This is a genomic window from Candidatus Hydrogenedentota bacterium, from assembly GCA_016791475.1.
Lineage (GTDB): Bacteria > Hydrogenedentota > Hydrogenedentia > Hydrogenedentales > JAEUWI01 > JAEUWI01.
The window spans coordinates 15,877-27,578 of the sequence record JAEUWI010000077.1; the positions used below are offsets into that span (position 1 = coordinate 15,877).

Genomic DNA, 11,702 nt, shown 5'->3' on the forward strand with positions numbered 1-11,702 from the left:
ACATTTCCTGTTGCCATCAGCCGCATGGATGCTCATGTTGAAATTCAGGTTGACTCCACGAGCGTTAAGTGCATGCTACGACCAGGTCGGGCATTGTCTCAGCCTGGAAGGCTAAGCCACGCTGGCGCACCTTGAGCATTCAGGTAAATATTGAAAAGATAAGCAATAGTCCCTTTGGCCAGGCCTGGCGTTGGACATGGTGGTCCTTCCAAATCATCGAGGCCGGGTGCTTCGTGGTGGATGAACTCACCCGGACTGAGATGAGTCTCCTCCGAACTCATCCCTGAGACCATTTCTACTTACCCGGCGCACCCACCACCGACTCCACGCCGGTAATATTATTCGTGACCCGCGTTCCCTCGGGAAAGGTGAAGACAAACTCCTCCTGCGTGAATTTCTCCACTTCTTCAAAGGACGTCAAAGTATAGGCCGAGAGAAGTAAGTCCCCAATTGTTCCGTCCTCTTTGTGACGCAAACAGTTATGTACAGTGCATTCGGATGGCACATAGACTCCCTCTTCTGTTCGGGAATACGCTTCCACCGTATTGAACCGAGAAAGAAATAGTCCCCCGTCCTCGAGAACTTGGTGGTACTCTATTCGGGTTGGCATCATGCTGTGATCCGGGTCGAGATGGTACCGGATCAGGGAAGTGTCACCCGTACGAAAATCCAGCACCGTACCCGCCGCATCTACGTTGACCAGACGCGAGTTATTGGGGTCTGGCGGAAGTACCTCGAGGATTGGATAGCGATCATCCCGCCTCCATTCCTTCCAGATTGCCCCGGATTTTCGATTGGGATAAAAGCAGTAATAGGCACCGTCACCATGGATGTTTATGTAATTCTTTGATTCGAGCTGCCATTTGCGACGCGGTTCCGAAAGCGCGTGGATGCCCGTTTCATATCGCTGGAAGCCGTAATCAGGATCAAGACTGCCGCTCGATCGCGAAACCCGTAACCATCCCGATACTTTTGACTTTTCTATAAACTCCTCATCACTAAGTTCCGGGTGCTCCTTTCGCACCGGACAATCGGGGGTCGTCCAGCTTTCGTAATCATAGGCCACGCGTATACGGGCGAAGTGCTTTACATTCTCCCGCCAGGCAACGTACGCGGGCACCGATTCCAACGGAATTGAAGGCGGTTCAGCAGGGCCATGGGCCGCACGCGCCGCACGGAGAGTCAGATCCTCTGGAAAACCTGGAATGGTTGCTGCCGATTCACCGTAGATCGTTGCTACGCTGAGGAGAGCGACCAGCATCATGGAGAAAAGATGAAGTTGATCCTGCCAGCCATGTTCACTCATTGCATCATGCTCCCTGATGTTAATTGCGGTTAATAGGCGTCGATCGCGATAGCTATCCTTCCTGCCGTCACGCTCGATTCACAAGTGCGCCAACACTAGTGTAGACTTTGTTTCCATTCTCCGCAACACCTATTTTCCCCTCATCTTCTATCCCGCTAAAGTCTTCCAAAGTCTTCTGGCCCGCTCTCAGGTTCAGTCCGCGCCAATAGAATATTCCCTCGGCTTTTAGTTCACCGCAGCCCCGCTGGGCGATGCGCTGGTTGAAGGTTTCTCTTCCTTCGCAGCGGCCTTCGTTCCAGCTGTGGTAGGCTTTGACTAGTTCGCCCATGGGCACGCCGGCCTAGTCCCAGTGGCTGCAGCACTCTTCGAGCAAATCGCCGACGATGTAGGAGTCGCTCTGATATTCCTCCACCGCAGCCTTTACGCGTGCGGGTACGGGCAGTCCACTGATGGCGTTACACTCTTTCTGACCATCTACGGACTCTCACAGGGATTGACGCGCGCATGGGTACTCCTGGCGAGCGGTACACGTCCTCGACCAGGCAGGTTAGGAAGCAGCAGACATGCTAACGCGCGCGTCAGTCCCTGCAGGTGCGGTCGTTGCACTTTGTGCGCTCCCTTCCGTCCCTTATGTCCCTTATGTCCCTGGTCCTTCTCCCCGCTGCCCTCATGGACCCGATCCCCCTCAACGTGCTAGAATTCCGCCTTTACACCCCATCCCCAACCCCGAGGATTTCTCATGGCGCATTCCGCCCATCCGCGCACCTATACCGTGGGCCTGCTTCAGTTTCAGGTCACGCCCGACCCCGAGGAAAACACCCGCAAGGCCCTGTCGTGGTTTGAGAAGGCCGCGTCCCAGGGGGCTCAGGTGGTGTGTCTTCCGGAGCTCTATAAGAGCCAGTATTTCTGCCAGAAGGAAGATGCGGATCTCTTCGATCTCGCCGAGCCCATTCCCTGCGCGGATATCGAGAAGTTTCAGGCGGCTGCCGCGCGGCTGAAGGCGGCCGTGGTGGTGCCGGTATTCGAGCGGCGGGCTGCCGGGGTCTATCACAACAGCCTGGTGACCATCGATGCCGACGGTACGCTGGTGGGCGCGTACCGCAAGATGCACATCCCCGATGACCCGGCCTATTACGAGAAATATTACTTCGCACCCGGCGATCTCGGCTTCAAGAATTTCGACACGCGCTATGGCCGCATCGGCACGCTCATCTGCTGGGACCAGTGGTATCCCGAAGGTGCGCGGCTTACGGCCCTGCGCGGCGCGTCCATCCTGTTTTACCCCACAGCCATCGGCTGGCACCCCTATGAGAAGGAACAGTACGGCGCGGCCCAGCGCGACGCCTGGATGACCGTGCAGCGGGGCCATGCGATTGCCAACGGTATCTATGTGGGCGCGGTGAACCGCGTGGGCTTCGAGCAGCCCGTGCCAGAGCAGGCGGGCATCGAGTTCTGGGGCTCCTCCTTCATCTGCGATCCCCAGGGCGTGATCCTGGCCGAGGGCAAGACGGATCAGGAAGAAGTGCTGCTGGCGGAAGTTGATCTGACCCATCAGGAGTACATCCGACGCAACTGGCCCTTCCTGCGTGATCGCCGCATCGATGCCTATGGCGACATCACCCGCCGCTTTATCGACGGGGATTGAGCGGATGAGCAGCGCCGATACCGCCAACGTTCGCATGCCCGCCGAGTGGGAAGCGCAGGAGTCCGTTATCCTCGCGTGGCCCACCAACAAGGAAGACTGGCCCGGCAAGTTTCGGCCCATTCCGTGGGTCTTCGCGGAGATGATCCGCCACCTTTGCGTGGGGCAGCGCGTGGACCTTTTCGTGCCCAATCGCTGTATCGAAGAGAAGGCCCTTCGCACCCTGACCAAGGTGGGAGCCAATCTGGACAAGGTGCGATTCCACCAGCAGGAGCTTGACCGCGGCTGGATGCGCGATTGCAGTCCCGCTTTCGTGGTGCGCGATGGACAGCGCGAAGCGGTGCACTTCGCTTTCAACGCCTGGGCGAAGTACGACAACTACCAGCTCGACGCCCAGGCGGCGCCCTTCATTGCCGACGCGGCTCCAATGCCCCTCCTGCGCGCCATGCACGGCGAACGCCACGTGGTGCTGGAAGGCGGCGGCATCGACGGCAACGGCGCCGGCACGTTGCTGACCACGGAAGAGTGCTTTCTCGATGCCGAGACCCAGGTGCGCAATCCGGGCTTTACGCGTGAAGACTACGAGGCGGTGTTCCGCCAGTACCTGGGCATCGAAAAGGTCATCTGGCTCGGCAAAGGCATCGCGGGGGACGACACCCACGGCCACGTGGACGACCTCTGCCGCTTTGTGAATCGCGACACCGTGGTGCTCGTGTCCGAGCCCGACAGTCGCGACGAAAACCACCGCGCACTCTCGGAGAATCGTGAGCGCCTGCAACACATGACCACGGCCACGGGCGCCGCCCTCAATGTGATCGAGCTGCCCATGCCCGATCCGCTGTATTTCGACGGCGTTCGCTTGCCCGCGAGCTATGCGAATTTCTACATCGGCAACGAGGCCGTGCTGGTGCCCACCTTCAACGACGCAAGTGACCGCACTGCCCTGGGTATTCTGGGCGAGCTGTTTCCCGATCGGCGGGTGGTGGGTATCCATGCGGTGGACCTTGTCTGGGGTTTTGGCACCGTCCACTGCCTGAGCCACGAACTGCCCGCGGAGTCTTGACAAATCCAGCGAACGTGTAGAAACGAAAAGGCCCGAACGACGCGGTGCGCCATGCCACCGATTGCCTCAGTGATTCCTATTCTCCTTACCGTTCCCCGGCCGTCAGTAACACCGAGGGGCCACTCCGTCCATCGCCCGCACCTGACACGGATATGAAGCGGGAGAGAATCCTTCCCGTGTAGCTTCCGCGGCCGAAATTGCGCCGCATGCGACCATGACCCCGGTCCTGTAGTGAAGCCTGTCCGGAAATCGGTTGAAGTTGACGCGGCGATATGCGAATATTGCGGCAATCTATGGACGGAGTCGTTTCCCATGTCGCTATCGCCCCACAGACGGCGTTCTTATATCGTGCTGGATAGCATGCGCGATGCCTCACACGTGCTCTTTCGAATCCCCTTTTATCGGCGGGCTGCAAAGGCATGACGCAAGAAAACGCCGTCGAAAATACCCGAGACGATTTGCTCAAGTCCGTGCCATCCGGAACCTTGCTGCGGCTTGCGCCGGCGGTCCTGTTTGCTGTCGGCCTGATTCTCGCCATCGGGCTTGCCACCGCATCCAGGACCAATATAGAGGCGGAGGGTCGGCTGCAATTCGAACGCCGCGCGGAACGGCTCGTTCTGGATATTCAACGACGGATCCGGCGACCGGTCTTTGGCCTGAAAGGCGCTCGGGGCATGTACCGGGCCAGCGAGAACGTGACGCGCCGAGAGTTTCAGGCCTACGTGGAATCCCAGGAACTGGACGCAGAATATCCCGGCGTCGTGGGCTTTGGCTTTGTCGAGCGCGTCCCGCGCGCTGAGTTGGATGCCCATATCGCCCGAGAGCGGGCGGATGATGCCCCGGATTATTCGGTTCACCCGCTTTCGGAAGACGAAATGCTCTACGTCATCAAGCACGTGGTGCCTCTCGATGCAAATCGCGACGCGTGGGGCTTCAATCTGGGCTCCGAGCCACGCCGACTCGAGGCCGTCGAGCGCGCCATAAGGACCGGGCAGCCCGCCATGACCGCGCGCATAAATCTAGTTCAAGATCAACAGGATCGGGTCGGGCTTATTTACATGGTGCCTATCTACAAAGCCGGCACGGATCCGAAAACGCCCGAAGAACGTGAAGCATCGCTGCTGGGGCTGGTGGATGCGCCCATTCTTATTGAGAGCGCCCTCGAAAAAATCGGCGAACAGACCGAAGACTTGCTTCGCTTCGACATTTATGATGTCTCCGAAGACGTTTCCTCGGAAGTCCTTTTCGACTTCAAGCAATTCCGGTTGCGAGAGGAGGGCCTCGAAGCGGAGATCGACGACGATGGGGGCCGCTTCCGAAGCAGGGAGAATCTGAGAATCGGGGGGCGCTCCTGGGTCATCGACATTGAGTCCACGGGTAAGTTTGATGCGACCTTGGCCAACCAGGCGCCCGCGCTCATTCTGCTCGGCGGCCTGCTGCTGAGCACGCTCCTCGCGGCGGTGGCCTGGTCCCTCGGGCACAGCCGTGAGCACGCCCTCCGGCTGGCCACCACGATGACGCGCGATCTGGCCGAGGCAAAGGCCCGCGCGGATGCGGCCAACCAGTCCAAGACCGAGTTTCTGGCCAACATGAGCCATGAGATCCGCACGCCCCTCACGTCCATCCTGGGCTATACCAATCTGCTCCGCGACGAGGGCGACATCAGCAAGGCCCCCCCGGAACGTGTAAACGCGCTCAACACCATTCAATCCGCTGGCGAACATCTGCTCACCGTGATCAACGATATTCTCGACCTCTCGAAAATAGAAGCGGGAAAGATCTCCGTGGAAAAAGTCGAGACCCCGCTCGTCCAGCTTCTGGCGGGCATCGAAGGCCTGATGCGTCCCAGAGCCGCCGCCAAAGGGGTTTCGCTCCACACCGAGTTCTGCACGCCGGTGCCGGACCGCATCATCAGCGATCCCACGCGCCTGCGCCAGATTCTCATGAATTTGATCGGAAACGCGGCCAAATTTACCACCAAAGGCGCGATCGACGTCCGGGTATACGTCACCACAAACGAAACGGGCGGCCGACTGCGCTTTGAAATTAAAGATACGGGCCCCGGCATGACGCCCGCCCAGACCCAAACCCTCTTCAAGCCCTTCACACAGGCGGACACCTCGGTCACGCGGCGTCACGGCGGCACCGGACTGGGCCTGAGCATCAGCCGACGCCTGGCGGAGATCATGGGCGGCGACGTCAAGCTGGAAGCCTCGGAGCCCGGGGTCGGCTCGCTCTTCTCGCTGGAATTGCCCTTCCTCGCCGTGGCCGACGCCCGATTGCTCCATGAATCCTGCGTCACCCGGACCGCCCAAGTGGAGGGCGAGGACGGAGTGGCCCCGGTCCCCACCGCCCCGTTGAATCTCGAAGGGCGCTATCTCCTGGCGGAGGACAATGTCGTGAACCAGCGGCTGATCCTCTTCCACCTGAAAAAGGCCGGCGCCCATGTGGACGTCACCGAGAACGGGCGCGAGGCGCTGGAAATGATTATCGCCGCAGATGCCGCGGGCAATTCCTATCAACTGTTGCTCACGGACATGCAGATGCCCGAGATGGACGGCTACACCCTGGCGCGCACCCTGCGCGACCGCGCAAACGACATACCCATCATTGCGCTGACGGCCCACGCCATGGCTGAGGATCGCCAGAAGTGCATCGATGCCGGGTGCAATGACTACGTGACCAAACCGATTGACCGGGCCACGCTGCTCGAAACATGCCGGCGTTGGGTATACGCCAACGGCGTGCGACAGGAGATTGAACGATGATGAAAAGGAACACGCTGGCGGTCGTCTGCGGGCTGGTGGCGCTGGCCGCGTGCGCCCACGGGGAGACCTGGCGCGTCTATGTGGGCACCTATACCAGCGGCGACAGCAAGGGCATCTATGGGCTCGATTTTGACGGTGATACCGGCAACGCCTCGTTGCGCGGTCTTGCCGCGGAAACCAGGAACCCCTCCTTTCTCGCGCTCCACCCCACAGAACCCGTGCTCTATGCATGCTCCGAGCTGGAGGATGGCGCAAACGTCGCCGCCTTCGCCATAGATGAAGCCAGCGGCGCGCTCAGCATCATAAACGGCCAGCCTGCGGGTGGCAGCGCGTGTCATGTGGCCGTAAGCGGCGACGGGAAATATGCCGCCGTAGCCAACTATGGCGCGGGAAGTTGTTCGATTTATCCCCTCGAAGCCTGCGGCGCGCTGGGCGCCGCCATCGGCAATTTTCAGCATGAGGGCAGCAGCGTAAACGAAAAGCGCCAGAACGCGCCCCATGCCCACTCGGCGAACTTCGATCCGAGCGGAAAATTCGTCATTGTGCCCGACCTCGGCATCGACAAGCTCATGATCTACAAGATCGATGGGGGAAAGGCCATTCCCAACGACCCGCCCTTCGCCACGGTGGAGCCCGGCGGCGGCCCGCGCCACTTCGACTTTCACCCGAATAAGAAATGGGCCTACGTGGTCAACGAACTGGGCAACACCGTGACCGCCTTCAAGTGGGACGCAAAAAAGGGCGCGCTGGAAACGGTTGGCTCGGCGGGAACCTTGCCCTCGGACTTTATCGAAGAGAACACGACCGCGCACATTGAGGTGCATCCTTCCGGCAGATTCCTCTACGCCTCCAACCGCGGCCACGACAGCATCGCGGTATTCGCCATCGACCAAAGCACCGGCATGATCACCGCAAAAGGCCAGACCAAGACCGGCGGCAAGACCCCGCGCAACTTCACGCAGGATCCGGACGGCAAGTTTCTCCTGGCGGCCAACCAGAACAGCAACGACATCTTCGTGTTCAGCATCGATCAGGAAAGCGGCGCCCTGACCCCGACGGGCGGCCGCATCGAAGTGCCCTCACCCGTCTGCCTGGTGTTTGCAGAGCCGTAGTGACCTCAATTTGACTAACTGGTCCCATCCGAATCAAAGTGCGACGACGGTGGGTTAGGTTGGAAGTTTAACCCACTTTCGGCGGACTTCCCGTTTCACTGCTGCACGTCGAGCACTTTCAAATCCTCGATCTTGATCTTCAGCACTTCGCAGCTTTGCTTTCTCCAGCCGGAGAAGGCCACGAGCAGGTAGCCATCGTGCTCGATGACGTGGGGGTAATCGATGTGTCGGCCGCCCACGAGGTAGCCCATTTTATTGAAGACCATGCCGTCGTCGCTGATGGCGAGGGTCATGGGATCGCGGAGCTTCGGCTTGGGATTGGAGACCATGACGTAGCGGCCGTCGCTCATGCGAAGGCCGAAGAATTTAGAGGTGGCGTCGGGGAAATTGGTTTTCACCGGGGCGTTCCAGGTGCGGCCGTTGTCGGTGGAGAAGGATCGGAAGAGGTAACCGCTCTTGAGGTTGTCGCGGAACAGGGCAACCAGGTTGCCGTCGGGCAAGACCCACCAGCCGGGTTCTTCCGCCTTGAGGTTGGGGTCGTTGAAAAAGACCACGGGAAAGGACTCCCACTGGTCGAGGCCCTTAACGCCGCCGACGAGGAAGAAGACGTTGCGGTCATAGCTGCGGCGGGACATCATCCATTCGCCACTGGGGATTTTCTCGGGGGCAAAGTTGTTGATGGTGTTGTCGAAGACGAGGCCGGCGTCGTCCCAGGCCTTGGTTTCCTTATTCCAGCGGAAGGCGCGCAGTTCGAGGCTGGGTCCGAAGAATTCGGCGGACTCATCCAGGGAAGCCAGGGCGAGGAGTTCGCCATCGCGCTCCCAGAGCCCCCGGGAGATCCAGCGGAAGCCTTCTTTCGAGCGGGTGTTGTAGACGGGGGAATCGGGCGCTGAGTTGGGCGGGATGGGCGTGACGAAATCCGGCGCGGACCAGCCGAGGCCGTCTTCGCTGGTGGCGTATTTCACGCGCTGTCCGGCCTTGTCCTCCACGGAGGGGCCGTCGCTCCAGATGATCCAGAATTGCCCGTCGTAGTGAAGCATGTAGTTGTGTTGATTGACGCCATCGACCAGACGCACATCGTTGACGACGGCATGCTCCGAGGGGATCTTCGGCAAGTTGTCGAAGTCAATCGTGTGCGTGTCTTCGGGCACCCAGGGCCCCTGGAGCATGAGGGGCGAATTGGGGTTGTCCTTCGGGTGGGGGTAGTCGGCGGCGGACGCGATGGAGCACGACAAGATTAGGACGGCCAGCAGAGTGGGATGGAATTCGCTCCAACTTTCAATTTCATGGGAAATTTTCATGGGTATTGCTCACCTCTTTGAGTGGTATGGATTAGGCAATCGCAGTCATCATTGAAAGATACAGCACGGGATACTTTTCACCACGAAGCACACGAAGGGCACGAAGAAGTAAAACGAAGTAATAGAAATAGCGCGATGAGAAGCTATTGATGCAAATGAATAGGCCATGCATTTCTAATTTACTTCCCTCGTGTTCTTCGTGTGCTTCGTGGGGAAATATACTTCCCCTCACTTCGGCGGGTCCACCACCTGACCCTGGGCGCGAAGGAGGTCGCGCAGGGCCTGGATGGGCACTTCGTCCGCCGGGCATTTTCGCAGGATGGCGAGGTGGGCCGCGATCCCGGCGGCGTGGCCCAGGGCCATCCACGTGGGTTCCATGCGCACGGAGGAATAGGCCACGTGGGTGGCGGAGATGGCGCCGGCCACGATGAGTCCGTCAACTTCTTTGGGAAGGAGGGCACGGTAGGGAATCTTGTAGGGGCGGGTGAGGTGACCGAGCATGCCCAGGTAGCCTTCGAGCACGATGGTGTCGCCGGGCTGGCGCTTGTGGACCGGAAAGCTGTCGATGGGAAACTCGCCCATGGCCATGACATCGTCGTGGCGAAACTCGGGGCTGGATCCGTCTTTCTCGACGGAGACATCGTGCTGGGTGATGGTGTAGCGGCCCTGGAGGCGACGCCCTTCGCGGACATAGAGTTGCCAGGGGAAGTTCCCGTTGTCCGTAAACTCATCTTTCGGAAGCTGATATTCCCGGGCCATCTTGCGGTGGGCCTCGGGCACTTCATCGTCGTTGTGGAGGAACCACAACAGGCCGAGGGCGAGGTCGCGATGGCGCTGCTCGATGCGCATCCGCGTGTCCCAGTCGCCTTCGATGTAGTCCTTGTTCTCTTCGGGAAAGGGAAAGGCCAGGGGGCGTGGGTTGATGTTCACGTCGGCCTTGCCGTTGGGCATGGTGGTAACGGAGAGGGCGCGAACGAGGGTGTTGAAGTGCTGCGGAAAATAGCCGCGTCCCTCGTGAACCACTTTGGGCCCCGCGAGCCGACCCGCCTCCAGATCTTCGAAGTAGGGCGTGTACACGGCGCGATCATAGCCGTTCGGCGGGGCCGCGAGCGGGACGCTGTTCTGCGGATTGCTGGAAAGGAAGAGGCGATAGGTGTAGGCAGGGAGTCCCTTGTCGGCCTGGCCCGTGGTGCCCGGCAGGATAACGCCGTTCTCATAGTCGTAGTAGATGTAGCCGGCGAGGGATTCATCGAATTCGTCACGGCCCTCGCGCCCCAGGCGAAAGGAGGTTCCCGCGGCGGCGAAGAGATCGCCTTCGTAGGTTCCGTCGATGAAGATCGCGGCTTCCAGGTGCTTTTCATTGCCGCTCGCCATATCGAGGAGGGTGGCGGCCCGGACTCGCCCCCCCTCTACCACAACCTTCAGGAGGCGGTGCTTCTTCATCGGCGTGATACCGGGCGCTTCCGCGATCATGCTCTCGAAAACGGCTTCGGCCACGGAGGGCTCATAGTAGTAGCCGTCCTTACACGCTTTCACCGCCTCGGAGTCTTCCCCATGGCGGGCCACATAGTGCTTTCGCACCCGGCGCACGTACTCCGCGAAGAGCCCGCCGATGTACTGTTTCTTTTCGACGTCGCTTTTGCCGAGCCCGCTGGCCGCCATTCCGCCGAAGTGGGCGTGGGTGTCGATGAGGGCGACGCGACGCCCCATGCGGGCGGCAGCCACCGCGGCGGCGATGCCCGCCGGGGTGCCACCATAAACCACGACGTCAAACTTGTCTGAAGAATCCTGCGCCATCGAAACTGCCCTTTTGTCTGCTATCCGAGCCAATCTAGAAAATGGACTCTATCAATCGCGCGTGCTTGAGTCAAACAACCCGCACACGAGAAAAACCTCGCCCCAAGGCGGGAGACCACCTCGGGGCGATGCCACTATGTAGCGACTGAAAGACCTAGAACTCGTAGTCGTCCCAGCCTATCCAGATCCGGACCCAATGGGGGATCTGGGTTATCCGATGCCAGATTTCATGGCAGAACGCCACGATGGCGAACAGCAACAGTTCGATCATTCCTCCGGGTCCGGCACAACCACCGGGCGCGGCAACGGCCTCCAGCTCTGCTTCGCTGACGAAGCCGTCACGGTCGATGTCCAACTGCTCGAAGCGATCCTGGGTGAAGCCCGGGAATCGGAGCGCCAGCTCCGCGAGGGTCAGAAGGCCATCGTTGTTCTGGTCCACGGTTTCGAACTCATCCAGTAGGGTCTGGGCGACTTCTTCAATCGGGGTTTCGCCTTCGCCTTCACCTTCGCCCTCTCCTTCTCCTTCTCCTTCTCCTTCTCCTTCTCCTTCTCCTTCGCCTTCGCCTTCGCCTTCACCCTCGCCCTCGCCTTCGCCCTCGCCCTCGCCCTCGCCTTCACCCTCGCCCTCGCCCTCGCCCTCGCCCTCGCCCTCGCCTTCTCCTTCTCCTTCTCCTTCTCCTTCTCCTTCTCCTTCTCCTTCTCCTTCTCCTTCT

At 60.1% G+C, this 11,702-nt stretch carries 9 protein-coding genes; 4 read left to right on the forward strand and 5 right to left on the reverse strand.

The genetic code is table 11. The features are described 5' to 3' along the window. Window positions 1-295: 295 nt before the first annotated feature. Together JNK74_25935 and JNK74_25940 are read right to left on the reverse strand one after the other, a co-directional pair. Window positions 296-1,306, reverse strand: coding sequence for a hypothetical protein (locus JNK74_25935; GenBank protein MBL7649630.1), 1,011 nt, complete (start codon window positions 1,304-1,306; stop codon window positions 296-298). Window positions 1,307-1,373: 67 nt separating this feature from the next. Beyond that, window positions 1,374-1,634, reverse strand: coding sequence for a hypothetical protein (locus JNK74_25940; GenBank protein ID MBL7649631.1), 261 nt, complete (start codon window positions 1,632-1,634; stop codon window positions 1,374-1,376). Window positions 1,635-2,045: 411 nt separating this feature from the next. Between JNK74_25940 and JNK74_25945 the strand changes: the two genes are divergently transcribed. The 4 genes from JNK74_25945 to JNK74_25960 all read left to right on the forward strand — a co-directional run bounded on the left by JNK74_25945 (window position 2,046) and on the right by JNK74_25960 (window position 7,891). Continuing rightward, window positions 2,046-2,951, forward strand: a complete 906-nt coding sequence (locus tag JNK74_25945; GenBank protein MBL7649632.1) for a carbon-nitrogen hydrolase — start codon at window positions 2,046-2,048, stop codon at window positions 2,949-2,951. A 4-nt stretch (window positions 2,952-2,955) separates the two neighbouring features. Continuing rightward, window positions 2,956-4,011 (forward strand): agmatine deiminase family protein, encoded by a 1,056-nt coding sequence (locus JNK74_25950; GenBank protein ID MBL7649633.1) that lies wholly within the window; start codon window positions 2,956-2,958, stop codon window positions 4,009-4,011. Window positions 4,012-4,430: 419 nt separating this feature from the next. After that, window positions 4,431-6,779, forward strand: a complete 2,349-nt coding sequence (locus tag JNK74_25955) for a CHASE domain-containing protein (protein MBL7649634.1) — start codon at window positions 4,431-4,433, stop codon at window positions 6,777-6,779. After that, on the forward strand, window positions 6,779-7,891 hold the full coding sequence (locus JNK74_25960; GenBank protein ID MBL7649635.1) for a lactonase family protein: 1,113 nt from the start codon (window positions 6,779-6,781) through the stop codon (window positions 7,889-7,891). The genes JNK74_25955 and JNK74_25960 overlap by 1 nt, the downstream gene beginning before the upstream one ends. Before the next feature lie 95 nt (window positions 7,892-7,986). Here the strand turns inward: JNK74_25960 and JNK74_25965 are convergent, their stop codons facing one another. The 3 genes from JNK74_25965 to JNK74_25975 all read right to left on the reverse strand — a co-directional run. After that, window positions 7,987-9,192, reverse strand: coding sequence for an exo-alpha-sialidase (locus JNK74_25965; protein MBL7649636.1), 1,206 nt, complete (start codon window positions 9,190-9,192; stop codon window positions 7,987-7,989). Window positions 9,193-9,420: 228 nt separating this feature from the next. Beyond that, complete coding sequence (locus JNK74_25970; GenBank protein MBL7649637.1) at window positions 9,421-10,989, reverse strand: FAD-dependent oxidoreductase; 1,569 nt, start codon at window positions 10,987-10,989, stop codon at window positions 9,421-9,423. A 154-nt stretch (window positions 10,990-11,143) separates the two neighbouring features. Further along, window positions 11,144-11,702, reverse strand: a 559-nt coding sequence (locus tag JNK74_25975; protein MBL7649638.1) for a hypothetical protein, incomplete at its 5' end; no start/stop codon positions are given.

What these genes read in the sequence shown, in the direction of transcription:
- JNK74_25935 (MBL7649630.1), bottom strand. Translation starts at nt 1,306, where the DNA reads ATGAGTGAACATGGCTGGCAGGATCAACTTCATCTTTTCTCCATGATG.
- JNK74_25940 (MBL7649631.1), bottom strand. Translation starts at nt 1,634, where the DNA reads ATGGGCGAACTAGTCAAAGCCTACCACAGCTGGAACGAAGGCCGCTGC.
- JNK74_25945 (MBL7649632.1), top strand. Translation starts at nt 2,046, where the DNA reads ATGGCGCATTCCGCCCATCCGCGCACCTATACCGTGGGCCTGCTTCAG.
- JNK74_25950 (MBL7649633.1), top strand. Translation starts at nt 2,956, where the DNA reads ATGAGCAGCGCCGATACCGCCAACGTTCGCATGCCCGCCGAGTGGGAA.
- JNK74_25955 (MBL7649634.1), top strand. Translation starts at nt 4,431, where the DNA reads ATGACGCAAGAAAACGCCGTCGAAAATACCCGAGACGATTTGCTCAAG.
- JNK74_25960 (MBL7649635.1), top strand. Translation starts at nt 6,779, where the DNA reads ATGAAAAGGAACACGCTGGCGGTCGTCTGCGGGCTGGTGGCGCTGGCC.
- JNK74_25965 (MBL7649636.1), bottom strand. Translation starts at nt 9,192, where the DNA reads ATGAAAATTTCCCATGAAATTGAAAGTTGGAGCGAATTCCATCCCACT.
- JNK74_25970 (MBL7649637.1), bottom strand. Translation starts at nt 10,989, where the DNA reads ATGGCGCAGGATTCTTCAGACAAGTTTGACGTCGTGGTTTATGGTGGC.